Below are 16,158 nucleotides of genomic sequence, written 5' to 3' on the forward strand. Positions count from 1 at the left end.
CCGACTCTAACTGCGATCGGGGTTCGGCTGGGGAACTGCGGCAAGCAATCGGCGGGTGTAGTCGTGCTGCGGATCGTTGAACACCTGGTCGCCGTCGCCTTGTTCGACGATCGTGCCCTTGTACATCACCGCCACGCGGTGGGCGAGGTGTTTGACCACCGATAGATCGTGCGAGACGAACAAATAGGACAACCCGAACCGCTCCTGCAGTTCCAGCAGCAGGTTGATGATGCCCGCCTGGATCGATACGTCGAGCGCCGAAACCGGTTCGTCGAGCGCGAGGATCTTCGGTTGCAGCGCCAGGGCCCTGGCGATCCCGATGCGCTGCTTTTGTCCGCCGGAGAACTCGGCCGGATAGCGGCTGGCGTCCTCGCGGCGCAGCCCCACGATGCCGAGTAGTTCGGCAACCCGTTCGTCGGTGCGGCTCTTGTCGAAACCGTTGGCCTGCAACGGCTCCGCCAGAACGTCGAACACCGGCAGCCGAGGATCCAGCGACGCGACCGGATCCTGGAACACCACCTGCAGGTCCCCGCGCAGCGCACGCCTGCCCACACGATCGAGTGTGGCGACGTCGGAGCCAAGCACCTCGATCGAACCCGACTGTGGCGCGGACAGTTCCAAGATCTGGTGCAGCGTCGTGGACTTGCCCGAGCCGGATTCACCGACGATCCCGAGGGTGTGGCCCTGCTGCAGTTCGAGGCTGACGCCATCCACGGCGCGAACCTCGCCGACCTGGCGGCGGAACACGACGCCCTTGGTCAGTTTGTAGGTCTTCACCAGGTCGCGCACCGCCAGAACGACGGGCGCGTCGGCAGCAGGCACCGCGGCGGCGGGCTCGGTGGACACGCCGTAGATCTCGGCCGCGCTGCGACCGGCCACGTGTTCGGTGCGGATGCACGCCGCCCGGTGCGCGGGACCGATCTCCAGTAGCTCGGGTTCGGCGGCGCGGCAGTCATCGATCGCCAGTGGGCAGCGCGGCGCGAACGGGCAGCCGGGCGGCAGGGCAGCCAGCGATGGGGGCCCGCCTGGGATCGGCACCAGCCGCGCGCCGCGCGGTGCGTCGAGCCGCGGCACCGAGCCGAGCAGCCCCACCGTGTAGGGCATCCGGCGATCGCGGTAAAGATCACCAACCGAAGCCGTCTCGACGGCCCGCCCGGCGTACATCACCAATGCGCGGTCGGCGAATTCGGCGACCACGCCCAGGTCGTGGGTGATGATCAATACTCCCGCCCCCGTGACGTCCCGGGCGGTCTTGAGCACCTCGAGGATCTGCGCCTGCACCGTCACGTCCAGCGCGGTGGTCGGCTCGTCGCAGATCAACAGGTCGGGATCGTTTGCGATCGCGATTGCGATGACGACGCGCTGCCGTTCACCGCCGGAGAGTTCGTGCGGAAAGGCACGCGCCCGGCGGTCGGGCTGGGCGATGCCCACCAACTCGAGGAGTTCGATGGCGCGGGACCGGGCGGCGTGCTTGCCGACGTCGCGTCGGTGCACCCGAATGGCCTCGGCGATTTGGTCGCCAACCGTGTACACGGGGGTGAGCGCCGACATCGGGTCCTGGAAGACGGTGCCGATGGCCTTGCCCCGGACCTTGGACAGCTCCTGGTCGGACCGGCCGATCAGCTCGTCGCCGTGCAGCCGGATCGAACCCGACATCTCGGCGTATTCGGGTAGCAGGCCTGCAACGGCCATGGCGGTCGCGGACTTGCCGGCGCCCGATTCGCCGACGAGCGCGACGACTTCGCCACGGTCGACGTGAAAGTTCATGCCGCGCACCGCACTTACCACTTCGGTGTCGGTGGGAAATTTCACCGCGAGATCGTTGACCTCGAGGAGGCTCACTTGCGGGCCTTCCGCAGTTGCCGCGAACTGGGATCGAGCGCGTCACGCAGGCCGTCGCCGGTCAGGTTGGCGCACAACACGATCAACACCAGGACACCGGCGGGAAAGAGGAACACCCACGGGAATGTCGTCGCGGATTTGGTGCCGTCGGCGATCAACGTGCCTAGCGAAACGTCGGGCGGCTGGATGCCGAAACCGAGGAAGCTCAACCCCGTTTCGGCGAGCACCGCCACGCCGACGTTCAGCGCGGTGTCGATGATCAGAATCGAGGCGACGTTCGGCAGGATGTGACGGACGATGATCCGCCAGTTCTTCACGCCCATGTACCGTGCGGCAGCGACGAATTCGCGTTCCCGCAGGCTCATGGTCATGCCACGCACGATGCGGGAGCTGATCATCCAGCTGAACGCGGCCAGCAGGACGATCAGCCAGACGACACTGCCCTTGGTCCGCTGGATGACGATCGCGATCAGCAGGAAGCTCGGTACCACGAGCATCAGGTCGACGATCCACATCAGCGTGCTGTCGCGCCAGCCGCCGAAGTAGCCGGCGATCGTTCCCACCGTCGCGGCGATGATCGTGGAGATGAACGCGACGCAGACCCCGATGAGCATGGATTTCTGCATGCCACGCAGGGTTTGGGCCAGCAGATCCTGGCCAAGCCCGTTGGTTCCGAACCAGTGCTCGAGGGTGGGCGGCTGCTGCAGCGCGTAGAAGTCCAGGTCGCTGTAGCTGTACGGCAGCAGCGGGGGCAGGGCATAGCAGCCGATGAAGAGCAGGAGCAACACGGCGAGCGACGCCACCGCGGGCTTGTTGCGCAGGAAGCGGCGCAGCACCAAGGTGCGCCGTGACGCGAACGCCGCGACGTCGGCACCGGACTTCGCCGTGGTCGCGGATTCGCTGATGACGGGTTCGCTCATTGCGCCCTCACCCTCGGGTCGAGTGCGGCGTAGATGACGTCGGACAACAATCCGGCCGCCAGGATCATGATCGCCGCGAACACCGTGATCGTCGCGGTGATGTTGATGTCCTGACTGGTGATGCCCTGCACCACCCACTCGCCCATGCCGTGCCAGCCGAAGATCTTCTCGGTGAACACGGCACCGGTGACGAGTCCGGCGATGCCGTAGGCGAATAGCGTCGCCATCGGGATCAGCGCCGTCCGCAGACCGTGTTTGAACAGCGCTTGACGCCGGGTCAAACCCTTGGCGCGAGCGGTGCGGATGAAGTCCTGGCCGAGCACGTCGAGCATCGCGTTGCGCTGATATCGGCTGTAGACCGCGATGGCGCCGAGCGCCAGCGTGAAGGTCGGCAGCACCAGATGCTGTACCCGGTCGACGAATTGGTTCCACGCTCCACCGACCGCGTCGGGCGAGGTCTCGCCGGTGTACTCGAACAGCTGAACGCCCAGCACGGAATTGACGCCGAGCGCCCACAGGATCAGCAGGTTGGCCATCACGAACGTTGGCGTGCTGATCACCAACAGCGACAAGACCGTGATGACGCGATCGCTGAGCCGGTACTGCCTGATCGCCCCCCACGCGCCGACGACGACGCCGATCACCGTGCCGATCACCGAGCCGATGATCAACAGTCGCAGGCTCACTCCGATTCGGCGCCAGAGTTCGTCCGACACCGGTTGTCCGCCGATCGTGGTGCCGAAGTCGCCGTGCACCGCGCCCGAAACCCAGTGGCCGTACCGGACGAGGATCGGCTTGTCGAGATCCAACTCGGCGGCCTTCGCGTCGATCGTGGATTGCGGTGGCCGCGGGTTGCGCTGCTGCAGGCTTTCCAGGGGGTTGAAGGCGACGGAGGCGAGCGTGAAGGTCAGGAACGACGCCAACGCGAGCAGCACCACGTAGTTGAGCAACCGGCGCGCCAAGAAGCGCGTCACGTCGCGCCCGCCGGTTTCCGCATGGCCACAGGGTAGGAGATCGCTGCCCGGATGGCTGTGAACGGCGTGTGGGGCGCGGCGGGCCGCCTAAGTCAACTCGCACCCCGAGATCAGGGTGCTCACAGACCTGCGGCGTTCACTTTCGGTCAGATCCACGACCAACCAACCGACACGAGGACATGAGATGACTTCGACGAACCGCAAGAACGTCAAGATGCTCGCCGCGATCATCGGTGGCAGCGCGGTGGTGGCCATCGGCGCCATGAACCTGGCGCTGACGCAGGAGGCGCACACCGGTCAGGACCTGGCGAAGAGCACGACCATGACCATCGGTTCGACCAGCACGGAGACCACGCCACCCACCGCGCCGGCCATCGGCGAAGCAGCGCCGTCGATCAAGGGACCGGCGCCGCTGCCGTCCGAGGAGCAGGGTTTGCCCTGATCCGCGATGCTCTGACCGTCTGATTGCACCGGCGTTTGTTCTCCGTTCGATCCGGTTACCCGTCGGAGGAGGGGTCAGCCGACCCAACTGCGACGTGCGATCGAATTGGAGTGGTCAGAGGTGAAGTCGACCAAGTTGAAGTTGATGTCCGCGACCGTGGGTGCTGGAGCGGTGCTCGCGATGGGCGCCGTATCGGTGGCGTTCAGCGAGAGCAGCTCGGCCGATCCGGCTCCTCCCGGTCCGGTGGCGCCCAGCGAGGCCACCATCGGCGAGACGACGACCACGACGACGGCGCCGACGGAGCCGGAGACGACGTTCGCCACGCCGCCTGTGACGGCGACGACGCCCGAGGGCTTTGCGACGCCGTAGCTACCGCGGCGCCGTCCGCGCATAGGTGATCGTCGTCACCGATGCGGTCTGGCCGCTGCGCGTTCCTCTGATCGTGACGTCGTCGTTCACCGCGAACGGCGGCGTGACGCCCGCACCGTTGCTCGCCGCAGGAATGACGTACGTCTGGGTGTAGCCGTCGTCGCTGCGTGCGGTGACCGAGGTGGGCGAGATGGCGGTGATCCGGCCGGTCTGCGTCATCAACGTGGTGAATCCGCCGGTCCCGTCGGCAACGACGAACTCGCCGTGCACGGACGCCGAATCCGGGGCCGCTTCCCTGGCGGCGTCGTGAGCTGTTCCACCCAGCTGGGCGCCAGGTCCCGGGCCGGCGTGGCTGCCCATCATCCGGGGCCCACTGTCGGTGGCGGCGTAGACGGCCGCACCGCCCAGTCCGCCGATGACGGCCGCAACCCCGACGGCGGCGGCGGTTCCGCGTAGGCTCCAGGTGTTCATGTGACCACTCTGCGGGCCTCACTCGTGTGTCGGCTGTGTGCCGGATCTGCCGACGATGTGCGTTTCCCAGCGTTCACAGCCCGCACATAGAAACGCCACAGCGTCCCCCCATCGCGTGGGCGAAGAATGAAGAATCATGACCACCGCGAACGGATCCGTCCACGACAACGATCCTGGCCGCGTCGTGATGCGGCGGGCCGACGGCAAGCCGATCAACGTACTCGTCGTCGACGATGAGCCCGTACTGGCGGAGCTGGTCTCCATGGCGCTGCGCTACGAGGGCTGGGACATCGCCACCGCGGGGGACGGCGCGACGGCGATCTCCCTGGCCCGCGACAATCCGCCCGACGTGGTCGTGCTCGACGTCATGCTTCCCGACATGAGCGGGCTCGACGTGCTGCACCGGCTCCGCGAGCAGATTCCGGGTCTGCCGCTGCTGCTGTTGACCGCGAAGGATTCGGTCGAGGACCGGATCGCCGGCTTGACCGCGGGCGGGGACGACTACGTGACCAAGCCGTTCAGCATCGAAGAGGTCGTGCTGCGTCTGCGTGCGCTGCTGCGGCGCACGGGCGTGGCGAGCGAAGCCGGTGGCGCGCAGATCGTGGTCGGTGACCTGGTGCTCGACGAGGACAGCCACGAGGTCACCCGGGCGGGCGAGACCATCACGCTGACCGCCACCGAATTCGAACTGCTGCGGTTCATGATGCGCAATTCGAAACGCGTGCTGAGCAAGGCGCAGATCCTCGACCGGGTGTGGAGCTACGACTTCGGCGGCCGGTCGAACATCGTCGAGCTGTACGTGTCGTACCTGCGCAAGAAGATCGACAGCGGACGCGAGCCGATGATCCACACGTTGCGGGGCGCGGGGTATGTCCTCAAGCCAGCCCGCTAGGCCGGGAGGCGAAGGTCTGAGGACGTCGCGCACCAAGTTCTGGTCTCCGCGTACCTGGTCGCTGCGGGTTCGGCTGCTGGTCACCCAGGTGGTGTTGCTGGCCGTGGTGTGTGCCGGCATCGGCGTGGCGACCGAGTTTGCGCTGCAACGCTTCCTGTCGCATCAACTTGACGATCAGCTGCTCGAGGCGGGCAGGCGATCGGCGGCGATCTTCGACATGCCGCGACCACCCTTCGGCGGTCGGATGGTCATCCTCGGCCCGCCGGGGGAACCCGGTCCCGAGCACTTTCCCGGCCCGCCCCCCGGCCTCCCCGGTCGTCAGCACTTCCCTGGCCCGCCTCCTGGGTTTCCCGGATTACCGCCGGGGTTTTCGTATCGCGACGGCCTCGACCCGGAGGAGGGACCCGGCCCGGGCTTCCTCAATGCGCCGGGCCAGGCCGCGCGGACCGTCGGCGCCGTCATCGCCCGGGACGGTTCGGTGGACGCCGGCAAGATCACCGCCCAGGGTGGTCGATCGGCGGTGAGCGCCGCCGCCGCGGCCCAGCTCGCCAAGGTCCCACCGAACCGCAAGCCGACGACGATCGTGCTCGACGGGCTCGGCCGCTACCGGCTGATCGGGCTGCGCGCCCAGCACGGCGGCGAGACGATCGTGACCGGCCTGCCGACCGCGGTCGTCGACGACACGCTGCTGTGGGTGCTCGGCATGTTCTGCGTGGTGGCCGTCGTCGCGCTGATCGGTGCGACGACCGCTGGCGTCCTGATCATCCGTCGCCAACTCGCGCCGCTGTCAAGGGTTTCCGCCGCCGCCCGCGAAGTCGCCGACCTCGAGCTGGACAGGGGCGAGGTGCGGTTGCCCACGCCGATCGTGCGCGTCGACCCTGCCGGGGCGCACACCGAAATCGGTCAGCTCGGTTCTGCGCTCAACCGGATGCTCGACCGCATCGCGGGGGCGCTGTCGGCGCGGCACGCGAGTGAGACGCGGGTGCGCCAATTCGTCGCCGACGCGAGCCACGAGCTGCGCACGCCGCTGGCCGCGATCCGCGGTTACACCGAACTCGCCCAACGCAAGCGCGACGAATTGCCCGACGACGTCGCCCACGCGATGAACCGCGTCGAATCCGAAACCAGACGCATGACCCAACTGGTCGAGGACATGCTGTTGCTGGCCCGTCTGGACGCGGGCCGTCCGTTGATCCGCGAGCCCGTCGACCTGTCGCGGTTGGTCGTCGACACCGTCAGCGACGCCCACGTCGCGGGTCCCGACCACGAGTGGTCACTCGATCTGCCCGACGAGCCGCTTCTGGTCGTCGGCGACGAGGCCCGGTTGCATCAAGTGCTGGGCAACCTTCTCGCCAACGCCAGGATCCACACACCGGCCGGGACGACGGTCACCACGTCCCTTGGTCGCGACGACAACGGTGACGTCGTGCTGACGGTGGCCGACGATGGTCCCGGCATTCCGCAGGCGCTGCAGCCCGAGGTGTTCGAACGGTTCGCTCGGGGTGACTCGTCGCGCTCGCGGCGCGGAGGGGCCCCGGCGGCGACATCGGGGGCCGGAGCCGCCCCGGCGGCGACATCTGGCGTCGGCGGCAGCACCGGCCTCGGTTTGGCGATCGTCGCGGCCGTGGTCAAGGCGCACGACGGCAGGATCGATGTCCGAAGTGCGCCCGGCAGTACCGTGTTCGAAGTCCGCCTCCCCGCTGCTTCACAGGCGACCCACAGCTCAAGCAAATCCGACACCTAGCCGATCGGGTGAGAATCGACAGGGTGACCGCCGTACTGCCGCGCGCCTCGACGCCCGGCCTTCCCTCCGACTCGACGACCACGGCGCGCACCCGATTCGACGCGCGCGAGCGGATCGCGTTCGGCGTGCTGTTGGTGGTCACCGCGGCGCTCTACCTGTGGAACCTGTCCGCCAGCGGGTGGGCCAACGCCTTCTATTCCGCCGCCGCGCAGGCGGGCGGGCAGAACTGGACGGCGATGCTGTTCGGGTCCAGCGATGCGAGCAACGCGATCACCGTCGACAAGACGCCCGCCGCACTCTGGGTGATGGACCTGTCGGTGCGGCTGTTCGGGCTCAACTCGTGGAGCGTGCTGGTGCCGCAGGCGCTGGAGGGCGTGGCCGCGGTGGCGCTGCTCTATGCGGCTGTGCGCCGCGCCTCCGGTCCAGGAGCCGCGCTGCTGGCCGGCGCGGTGTTCGCGTTGACGCCCGTGGCGGCGTTGATGTTTCGCTTCAACAACCCCGACGCACTGCTGGTGCTGATGCTCGTCGCCGGTGCGTACTGCGTGCAGCGGGGCTGTGAGCGCGACGCCAGCCGCTGGTGGCTGGTCGGCGCCGGAGCCGCGGTGGGCATCGGCTTCCTGGCCAAGATGCTGCAGGCGTTCCTCGTGCTGCCCGGCTTCGGGGCGGCGTACCTGATCGCGGCTGCCGTGCCCCTGCGGACCCGGCTGCTACGGCTGGCTGGCGGCCTGGCGGCGCTGATCGTCTCCGGCGGTTGGTACCTGCTACTGGTCGAGCTGTGGCCTGCGTCGTCGCGGCCCTACGTGGGCGGCTCGCAGAACGACAGCATCGTCGAGCTTGCCTTGGGCTACAACGGCTTCGGCCGCCTCACCGGCAACGAGACCGGCGGCCTCGGCAACATGAACTTCGACGTGGGCTGGGGGCGTCTGCTCGGCAGTGGCATGGGGTCCTACATCGCCTGGCTGCTACCTGCTGCGGTGGTGTGCCTGGTCGCCGGTCTGCTCCTGACCCGTCGGGCGCCGCGGACCGATCCGCGGCGCGCAGCACTGATCCTGTGGGGCGGCTGGCTGGTCGTCACGGCAGTGGTATTCAGCTTCGCCAATGGCATCGTGCATTCCTACTACACCGTCGCGCTCGCGCCCGCCATCGCCGCGCTGATGGGAATCGGCGCAACGCTGTTGTGGCGCAACCGGTCCGATGTCCGGTCAGCCACGGCGATGTCGTCCACCGTGATCGTCACCGTCGTGCTCGCCGCCGTTCTGATGACCCGGCACGGAGACTGGCTGAACTGGTTGCGCCTCGGCCTGGCGGTCGGGGGAGTGGCTGTTGCGGTGCTGCTGCTGATCGTCGGTCGGCTTCCGCGGCGGCTGGCCGTGACCGCCGGCGGACTGGCCGTCGCGGCGTGCCTGGCCGCGCCGACGGCCTACACGCTGGCGACCGTCGCCACGCCGCACACTGGCGCCCTGCCGTCCGTCGGTCCGGCGAAGGGGCCGGGTGGATTCGGCGGCATGGGCGGCGGGCTGCTCGATTCGCCAGAACCGGGAGCAAGCCTCACGGCGCTGCTCGCGGCCGACGCGCAGCGCTACGCGTGGACGGCTGCCGTCGTCGGATCCAACAACGCCGCCGGTTACCAATTGGCCAGCGGCGCACCGGTAATGGCGGTCGGGGGATTCAACGGGACCGATCCGTCACCGACCCTCGAACAGTTCCAGGCCGACGTTGCCGCCGGTCGAATCCACTACTTCGTCCGCGGCCGGATGATGTTCGGTGGTTTCGGGGGTCACACCAACGGCGGCAGCCGCGAAGCCGCTGACATCGGCGAATGGGTGGAGAGTCACTACACCGCGGTGACCGTCGACGGCACGGTCGTCTACGACCTCACCGCGGCACCGCAGAACTCATAGCCGGCACATAGCTCTTGCCAACTACCACCACAACGGACCACTCGACCATGGATCTCATGACAGACACGGTCCTCTCCGAAGCACCTTCCGACGCCTTCGTGCCCACGGATCGGGCGCGCCGCTTCGAGTCCCGGCCCAACGCGGCGCGAGCCGCCGCCGCGCTCGGCGTGCCGGTGCTCGACGTGGTGGTCCCCGTGTACAACGAGGAAGCGGCCCTGGCCGGCTCGGTGCACCGGCTGCATCGCTATCTGCGGGACACGTTTCCGTACCCGGTGCGCATCACCATCGCGGACAACGCCAGCGTCGACGACACCCCCGGCATCGCCGCGCAGCTCGCCGACGAGCTCCCCGACGTCCGGGTGGTGCGTCTGGAGCAGAAGGGACGCGGTCGCGCGTTGCACCAGGTGTGGTCGGACTCCGATGCCGCCGTACTGGCCTACATGGACGTCGACCTGTCCACCGACCTCGCTGCGCTCGCGCCGCTGGTGGCGCCGTTGATCTCCGGCCACTCCGACCTCGCGATCGGAACCCGGTTGAGCCGGGGTTCGCGCGTCGTACGTGGTGCCAAGCGGGAGATCATCTCGCGCTGCTACAACCTGATCCTGCGCTCGACGCTGGCCGCGCGGTTCTCCGACGCCCAGTGCGGCTTCAAGGCCATCCGCGCCGACGTCGCCCGCGAACTGCTGCCGCATGTCGCCGACACGGGATGGTTCTTCGACACCGAGCTGTTGGTGCTCGCCGAACGCAGCGGGCTGCGCATCCACGAAGTGCCGGTCGACTGGGTCGACGACCCCGACAGTCGGGTGGACATCGTCGCAACCGCAGCCGCCGACCTGAAAGGGGTGGGTCGCTTGCTCCGCGGCTTTGCCAGTGGCTCCATCCCCGTGAATGCGATTGCCGCCCAGCTCGGTTCGTCGCGCCAGTCGGCGGCGCCGAATTCGTTGTTCCGCCAGGTGGTCAGGTTCGGCGCTGTCGGCATCGCGTCGACGGTGGCTTATCTGGTGCTGTTCATCCTGCTGCACGGTTGGATCGGCGCCCAGGCGGCGAACCTGGTGGCGTTGTTGCTCACCGCAATTGGCAACACCGCGGTCAACCGCCGGTTCACCTTCGGCGTGGCGGGCCGCGGCAAGGCTGCGCGCCACCACGTGGAGGGTCTCATCGTGTTCGCCATCGCCCTGGCCATCACCAGCGGTGCGCTGGCCGGACTGCACGGCATCGTCGAACAGCCCCACCGAATGCTCGAGATCACCGTCTTGGTGCTGGCGAACCTGGTCGCCACCGCCGTCCGCTTCGTCCTGTTGCGCGGCTGGGTTTTTCACCCACGCCGAGCGCGCTAACCACCCTCAACCCCACCGAACTCGAGGATCCCGATGACCACCATCACCGAAGCCGTCCGGCCGGACGTCAACGCCGACCCGGCGACGCCCGCGGACCCGCGATGGGCCAGACCAGGCCTCTTCGCACTGCTGGCCGCCACCGCCGTGCTGTATCTGTGGGGCCTCGGCTCCTCGGGCTGGGCCAACAGCTACTACGCCGCCGCCGCGCAGGCAGGCACCCAGGACTGGAAGGCCTGGCTGTTCGGCTCGCTGGACGCAGGCAACGCCATCACGGTCGACAAGCCGCCCGCTGCGATGTGGGTAATGGCATTGTCCGGCAGGCTGTTCGGGTTCAACGCGTTCACCATGCTGCTGCCCCAAGCGCTGATGGGAGTGGCCGCCGTGGCGGTGCTCTACGTCACCGTGAAGCGGTTCAGCGGCCCCGGTGCCGGCCTGATCGCGGGCGCCGTGCTGGCCCTGACGCCTGTGGCCGTGCTGATGTTCCGGTACAACAACCCCGACGCGCTGCTCGTTCTGCTGCTCCTCGTGGCGGCGTACTGCACGGTGCGCGCCATCGAGAACGGCAGCTACCGCTGGATGGCGCTCACCGGCGTCGTCGTCGGGTTCGCGTTCCTGACCAAGATGCTGCAGGCCTTCCTGCCGGTTCCCGCCTTCGCGCTCGCCTTCCTGATCGCCGCTCCCACGTCGATGTGGAAGCGGTTGGGCGCGCTGTTGGTGGGAGGTGTCGCCATCATCGTCTCGGCCGGTTGGTACGTCGCGTTGGTCAGCCTGTGGCCCGCGGATTCCCGGCCGTACATCGCCGGTTCCACCGACAACAGCCTGCTGCAGCTGGCGTTGGGATACAACGGACTCGAGCGCATCACCGGTGGTGGTGGCTCGCCCGGCGGTGGCGGTCCTAGTGGCGGTCCGGGTGGAGCCAACGTGTTCTTCGGTGGCGTACCCGGCATCACGCGGATGTTCGGCCCATCGTTCGGCGCAGAGGTGTCCTGGCTGCTGCCGGCGGCGCTCATCGGGCTGGCAGCAGGCCTGTGGTTGACGTGGCGGTCGCCACGCACGGGTCGGGTGCGCGCCAGCCTGCTGCTGTGGGGTACTTGGCTGCTGGTGACGGCCGTGGTCTTCAGCTTCATGGACGGCACCGTGCACCCGTACTACACCGTCGCTCTTGCACCGGCGGTAGCCGCCCTCGTCGGCATCTCGGTGACAGAACTGCTGCGCCGCAAGGACTCCTGGCAAGCCCGCCTGACACTGGCGGTCATGCTGACAGCCTCCGGGGTGTGGGCGTTCGTCCTGTTGGGTCGGACGCCGGACTGGTGGCCGGCACTGCGCTGGGTCGTGCTCGTCGGCTCGATCCTGGTGGCCGCCGTGTTCGCAGTCGGTACCCGGCGGCTGGGCCGGGCAACCGCAGTGGTCGCCGTCGCTGCCGCGATCCTCGGGCTCGCCGGGAGCACCTCCTATGCGCTGTACAACGCGACGCAGTCACACAGCGGGCCCGGCACCATGTCCGGCCCCGTGAAGGCGGACGTCTTCGGCGGCCCCGGAAAGTCGGACGGCCCCGATGCCAAGGGCCAGGGCGGCCCGTTCGGCCGGAATGCCGACAACGCCGCGCTGGAGGCCATGGTGAAGGACGCCGACAACCGTTGGGCGGCAGCGTCGGTCGGCTCGTTCACGGTGAGTGATCTGGAACTCAAGACCGGAGCGTCGTTGATGGCGATCGGTGGATTCACCGGCGGTGACCCGTCGCCCACCCTGGCCCAGTTCCAGCAGTACGTCACCGATGGCCAGGTGCGGTACTTCATCGACGGCGAACGCGGCGGACCGATGGGTCACCGCGAGGGTGCGGCCAGCGACATCACGACGTGGGTCGAGCAACACTTCACCAAGACCGACGTCGGCGGCACGACCGTCTATGACCTGCAGGCGCCGGCGTGATGGTTGGAATCTGCCCGATTCTCTCCATGGGAGACGGGGTAGCCGCGCAGTAGCGTCAACCGTCGACGTCTGCCCGCCCACGCCAGGAGGTCCACGTGTCCGTGACCGACGAGTACCTCAAGAACAACGAGGCGTACGCCGCCCAGTTCTCAGGTCCGCTGCCGCTTCCGCCGAGCAAGCACGTCGCGGTGGTCGCATGCATGGACGCCAGGCTGGACGTCTACCGGATCCTCGGGCTGGCAGACGGCGAGGCCCACGTCATCCGCAACGCAGGCGGTGTGGTGACCGACGACGAAATCCGGTCGCTGGCGATCAGCCAGCGGCTGCTCGGCACCAAGGAGATCATCCTCATCCACCACACCGACTGCGGGATGCTGACCTTCACCGACGACGACTTCAAGCGCGCGATTCAGGACGAGACCGGCCTCAAGCCGGAGTGGGCGGCCGAGGCCTTCCCCGACGTCGAGGAAGACGTGCGTCAGTCGTTGCGCCGCATCGAGGCAAGTCCCTTCGTGACCAAGCACGAGTCCTTGCGCGGCTTCGTCTTCGACGTTGCCACCGGCAAGCTCAACGAGGTCACGCTGTAGTCATTTTGGGCGAGCGCCCTAACCCGCTGTGGTCCGCCACCGCGACAGCCGGTTCTCGACGAACACCAGCACGCCGTTGAAGACGAGCCCGACCAACGCGATCGCGACGATGCCGGCATACATGTTGGGAATCTGGAAGTTCAACTGCGAAGCCGTGATCAGGTAACCCAATCCCGCCTTGGCGCCGACCATCTCGGCGGCGATCAGCACCAGGATCGACGAGGCCGCCGCCATCCGGAGACCGGTGAAGATCGTCGGTACCGCGGCGGGCAGGATCACCTTCTGGAACAGCCGGATCGGTGGAAGCCCCAGTGACTGGGCAGATTTGATCAGTAGCGGGTCGACGGTGCGCACGCCTGAGATCGTGTTCAACAGGATCGGGAAGGTCGACGCGTACACCACCAGCGCGACCTTCGAGGTCTCGCCGATCCCGAGGATGAGGATGAACACGGGCAGCAATGCCAGTGCCGCGGTGTTGCGGAACAGCTCAAGGATGGGGTTGAGGAAGTCCGCGACCGGTCGGTACCACGCGATCGCCACACCGAGGGGAATCGCGACCACGACGGCGATGGCGAAGCCGGACAGTGCCCGGGACAGGCTCGTCGACACGTGTTCGGCGAGTTGACCGTTGGCGATCAGCGTGAAGAACGTCTCCGCCACCTCGCTGAACGGGGGCAGGAACACCTTGTCCACCAGTCCGGTTCGTGGCGCGATCTCCCACAGCGCCAGGAACGCGACGATGGCGATGGCGGGTTTGACGACGCGCCACGCCACCGTGGCCACCCGCCTGCGGATCGATGGTTCCGCGGCGGCGGACGTGGAGGGGGCGGTGGTCGGTGCCGGTGGCGTCGTGGCGGGGACGGCGATGGCGCTAGACATGCTGTACCTCTTCGGTCGTCGAAAGCTGGAGCTCCTCGGAACGCGCGCGCTCGACCTCGTCGTGCAGCAGCGTCCAGATGTGGTGGCGCAGCGCGCGGAAGCCGGCATCCGAGCGCACGTCCTCGGTGCTGCGGTCGATGTTCACCTCGACCACCCGCTTGATTCGTCCCGGTCGCGAGGTGAGCACCGCCACGCGCTGACCGAGATAGATTGCCTCGTCGATGCCGTGAGTGATGAACAGAATCGTCTTGCCCGTCGCTTCCCAGATGCGCAACAGCTCATCCTGCAGCGATTCCCTGGTCTGCGCGTCGAGCGCGGCAAACGGCTCGTCCATCAGCAGCACTTCGGGGTCGAACGCGAGGCTGCGGGCGATGGCCACGCGCTGCTTCATGCCGCCCGACAGTTCGTGCGGGTAACGGTCGGCGAAGCCCTGCAGGCCGACCAACTCGAGGTAGTGCTCGGCGCGGACGCGACGTTCGGTGGCGGGTAGTCCCTTGGCCTCGAGCCCGAACTCGATGTTCTTGCGTGCGGTGCGCCAGGGGAGCAGCGCGTACTGCTGGAACACGATTCCCCTGTCCAGCCCGGGCCCGGTGATGGGCCGGCCGTCCAGCAGGATCTGGCCTGCCGTCGGTGTGGTTAGGCCGCCGAGCAGGTCGAGCAGCGTCGACTTGCCACATCCGCTCGGCCCGACCAGCACGAGGAACTCGCCATCGGCGACGTCGATGGATATGCCGTCGACGGCGGTGAAGCCCGCCTTCTGTCCCCGGATGGGGAACTGCTTGGTGACGTTGTCGAGTCGGAGCTTCGGTGGTGTGGTCATTTCGCTGCCAGTGACTTTCCGTCGGGACCGCTGGCCTCGGGGTAGGTGCCGTTGGCGTATGGGTTGAACTCGTTGGTGTACAGATCTCTTGCGGTCAGCTGACCCTGCTTCAGCTCGCCGTTGCGTACCAGCCAGTCGATCCAGGTCTGCAGTTCACGCTCGGCGATCACCCCGCCGGCGACCGGAATGCCCGAGCTCCGCCAATACTCGATCGACTGGTGATCTTCGTTGCGCTTGCGGTTGTCGATGATCTGGCGGAACTTGGCGACTACCTCATCGCGGGGAGTCACCTGTGTCCAGCGGATCGCCCTCGCCGTGCCCTGCACGAAATCCGCTGCGGCGTCCTTATTTTCGGCCACGAACTGCTTGCGCATCACGTACGTGCCGTAGCTGAAGGCGCCGAACAGCGCCTTGTCGGTGAACAGCGGCCGGATGCCGCCGCGTTCCTGGGCCGTCTCGCGATAGATCCCGTTGAGTGCGGCGACGTCGATCTGTCCGGCCCGCAGCGCCTGTTCGGTGTTCACCGGCGGCACCACGGTCAGGCTGACGGTCTTGATCTCGTCGGCGGACAGCCCCTCCTTGGCCAGCCATTCCCTGGTGAGGAATTCGTGGTGGGCGCCAAGCGTGTTCATGCCCACCTTCTTGCCGATGAGGTCACGGGCACTGCGAATGGGGCTGCCGTCCAACACGTAGTACCCGGTGTATTCGCCGTCGTCGGCACCGTACGAACTGATCACCGACGTGATCGGGGCGCCTGCCGCGTTGAGCTTGACGACGGCGCCGTTGAAGGCGGAGCCGAAGTCGGTGTCGCCGGTCGCGGCCGACTGAATGTCCTGTGGCCCGCTGGTGGTGTCACCCACCCATTCCAGCTTGACCTTGCTGAAATAGCCAAGGTCCTCGGCGAGTTCGGGGAAGGTGACCTCGCCGGTGCTGCCCTGATAGCGCAACACCGTTCTCCCGTCGGCGGTTTGGGTACCCTCTCCCGACGACCCGCACGCGGTCGCGCACATGGCGAGCAGAGCGGTGATCGCGCCGAGCACCGTCAATCGCC

At 67.7% G+C, this 16,158-nt stretch carries 15 protein-coding genes; 7 read left to right on the forward strand and 8 right to left on the reverse strand.

From position 1 onward, the window contains the following. Positions 1 to 6: 6 nt before the first annotated feature. Genes N536_RS0124480 through N536_RS0124490 form a run of 3 tightly spaced genes read right to left on the reverse strand, consistent with a single transcriptional unit; the run spans position 7 to position 3,736 of the window. The gene (locus N536_RS0124480; protein ID WP_029116025.1) at positions 7 to 1,842 is read right to left on the reverse strand and encodes an ABC transporter ATP-binding protein; all 1,836 of its coding nucleotides are present in this window, start codon (positions 1,840 to 1,842) and stop codon (positions 7 to 9) included. Further along, the gene (locus N536_RS0124485; protein WP_029116026.1) at positions 1,839 to 2,762 is read right to left on the reverse strand and encodes an ABC transporter permease; all 924 of its coding nucleotides are present in this window, start codon (positions 2,760 to 2,762) and stop codon (positions 1,839 to 1,841) included. The genes N536_RS0124480 and N536_RS0124485 overlap by 4 nt, the downstream gene beginning before the upstream one ends. Next, positions 2,759 to 3,736: an ABC transporter permease gene (locus tag N536_RS0124490; RefSeq protein ID WP_029116027.1), complete on the reverse strand. Its 978-nt coding sequence runs from the start codon at positions 3,734 to 3,736 to the stop codon at positions 2,759 to 2,761. The genes N536_RS0124485 and N536_RS0124490 overlap by 4 nt, the downstream gene beginning before the upstream one ends. A gap of 184 nt (positions 3,737 to 3,920) precedes the next feature. On the opposite strand from N536_RS0124490, the gene N536_RS42650 reads away from it, so the two are divergent. Continuing rightward, entirely contained in the window at positions 3,921 to 4,178 is a 258-nt protein-coding gene (locus N536_RS42650; protein ID WP_029116028.1) for a hypothetical protein, read from the forward strand. Positions 4,179 to 4,252: 74 nt separating this feature from the next. On the opposite strand, the gene N536_RS42315 is transcribed toward N536_RS42650, so the two are convergent. Continuing rightward, a complete protein-coding gene (locus N536_RS42315; protein ID WP_036437503.1) occupies positions 4,253 to 4,570 on the reverse strand; it encodes a hypothetical protein in 318 nt (105 codons plus the stop codon). Beyond that, on the reverse strand, positions 4,548 to 5,018 hold the full coding sequence (locus N536_RS0124505; RefSeq protein ID WP_029116030.1) for a hypothetical protein: 471 nt from the start codon (positions 5,016 to 5,018) through the stop codon (positions 4,548 to 4,550). Before N536_RS0124505 ends, N536_RS42315 begins: the two co-directional genes overlap by 23 nt. A 187-nt stretch (positions 5,019 to 5,205) precedes the next feature. Here N536_RS0124505 and N536_RS0124510 point away from each other — a divergent pair, with 187 nt between their 5' ends. The 6 genes from N536_RS0124510 to N536_RS0124535 all read left to right on the forward strand — a co-directional run bounded on the left by N536_RS0124510 (position 5,206) and on the right by N536_RS0124535 (position 13,408). After that, positions 5,206 to 5,910, forward strand: coding sequence for a response regulator transcription factor (locus tag N536_RS0124510; RefSeq protein WP_036437552.1), 705 nt, complete (start codon positions 5,206 to 5,208; stop codon positions 5,908 to 5,910). After that, positions 5,888 to 7,654 (forward strand): cell wall metabolism sensor histidine kinase WalK, encoded by a 1,767-nt coding sequence (locus tag N536_RS0124515; protein WP_029116032.1) that lies wholly within the window; start codon positions 5,888 to 5,890, stop codon positions 7,652 to 7,654. The genes N536_RS0124510 and N536_RS0124515 overlap by 23 nt, the downstream gene beginning before the upstream one ends. Before the next feature lie 14 nt (positions 7,655 to 7,668). Then, positions 7,669 to 9,555, forward strand: coding sequence for a glycosyltransferase family 39 protein (locus tag N536_RS0124520; protein ID WP_051574748.1), 1,887 nt, complete (start codon positions 7,669 to 7,671; stop codon positions 9,553 to 9,555). A 47-nt stretch (positions 9,556 to 9,602) separates the two neighbouring features. Next, positions 9,603 to 10,892, forward strand: coding sequence for a bifunctional glycosyltransferase family 2/GtrA family protein (locus N536_RS0124525; protein ID WP_029116034.1), 1,290 nt, complete (start codon positions 9,603 to 9,605; stop codon positions 10,890 to 10,892). A gap of 33 nt (positions 10,893 to 10,925) precedes the next feature. Beyond that, a complete protein-coding gene (locus N536_RS0124530) occupies positions 10,926 to 12,821 on the forward strand; it encodes a glycosyltransferase family 39 protein (RefSeq protein ID WP_029116035.1) in 1,896 nt (631 codons plus the stop codon). A gap of 95 nt (positions 12,822 to 12,916) precedes the next feature. Further along, positions 12,917 to 13,408, forward strand: a complete 492-nt coding sequence (locus N536_RS0124535) for a carbonic anhydrase (RefSeq protein WP_029116036.1) — start codon at positions 12,917 to 12,919, stop codon at positions 13,406 to 13,408. An 18-nt stretch (positions 13,409 to 13,426) separates the two neighbouring features. Here N536_RS0124535 and N536_RS0124540 read toward each other — a convergent pair whose 3' ends face one another. The 3 genes from N536_RS0124540 to N536_RS0124550 are packed head-to-tail and all read right to left on the reverse strand — an operon-like array spanning position 13,427 to position 16,117. Beyond that, positions 13,427 to 14,287, reverse strand: a complete 861-nt coding sequence (locus N536_RS0124540) for an ABC transporter permease (RefSeq protein WP_029116037.1) — start codon at positions 14,285 to 14,287, stop codon at positions 13,427 to 13,429. Next, complete coding sequence (locus N536_RS0124545) at positions 14,280 to 15,107, reverse strand: ABC transporter ATP-binding protein (RefSeq protein WP_029116038.1); 828 nt, start codon at positions 15,105 to 15,107, stop codon at positions 14,280 to 14,282. Before N536_RS0124545 ends, N536_RS0124540 begins: the two co-directional genes overlap by 8 nt. Further along, a complete protein-coding gene (locus tag N536_RS0124550; protein ID WP_231514629.1) occupies positions 15,104 to 16,117 on the reverse strand; it encodes an ABC transporter substrate-binding protein in 1,014 nt (337 codons plus the stop codon). The genes N536_RS0124545 and N536_RS0124550 overlap by 4 nt, the downstream gene beginning before the upstream one ends. Positions 16,118 to 16,158: the final 41 nt, after the last annotated feature.

This window comes from Mycobacterium sp. URHB0044, from assembly GCF_000620625.1.
In the GTDB taxonomy this organism is placed as follows: domain Bacteria; phylum Actinomycetota; class Actinomycetes; order Mycobacteriales; family Mycobacteriaceae; genus Mycobacterium.

Coding starts and splice junctions, on each gene's coding strand:
- N536_RS0124530 (WP_029116035.1), top strand. CDS start 10,926: ATGACCACCATCACCGAAGCCGTCCGGCCGGACGTCAACGCCGACCCG.
- N536_RS0124515 (WP_029116032.1), top strand. CDS start 5,888: ATGTCCTCAAGCCAGCCCGCTAGGCCGGGAGGCGAAGGTCTGAGGACG.
- N536_RS0124545 (WP_029116038.1), bottom strand. CDS start 15,107: ATGACCACACCACCGAAGCTCCGACTCGACAACGTCACCAAGCAGTTC.
- N536_RS0124525 (WP_029116034.1), top strand. CDS start 9,603: ATGGATCTCATGACAGACACGGTCCTCTCCGAAGCACCTTCCGACGCC.
- N536_RS0124510 (WP_036437552.1), top strand. CDS start 5,206: ATGCGGCGGGCCGACGGCAAGCCGATCAACGTACTCGTCGTCGACGAT.
- N536_RS42650 (WP_029116028.1), top strand. CDS start 3,921: ATGACTTCGACGAACCGCAAGAACGTCAAGATGCTCGCCGCGATCATC.
- N536_RS0124550 (WP_231514629.1), bottom strand. CDS start 16,117: ATGTGCGCGACCGCGTGCGGGTCGTCGGGAGAGGGTACCCAAACCGCC.
- N536_RS42315 (WP_036437503.1), bottom strand. CDS start 4,570: ATGCGCGGACGGCGCCGCGGTAGCTACGGCGTCGCAAAGCCCTCGGGC.
- N536_RS0124505 (WP_029116030.1), bottom strand. CDS start 5,018: ATGAACACCTGGAGCCTACGCGGAACCGCCGCCGCCGTCGGGGTTGCG.
- N536_RS0124485 (WP_029116026.1), bottom strand. CDS start 2,762: ATGAGCGAACCCGTCATCAGCGAATCCGCGACCACGGCGAAGTCCGGT.
- N536_RS0124540 (WP_029116037.1), bottom strand. CDS start 14,287: ATGTCTAGCGCCATCGCCGTCCCCGCCACGACGCCACCGGCACCGACC.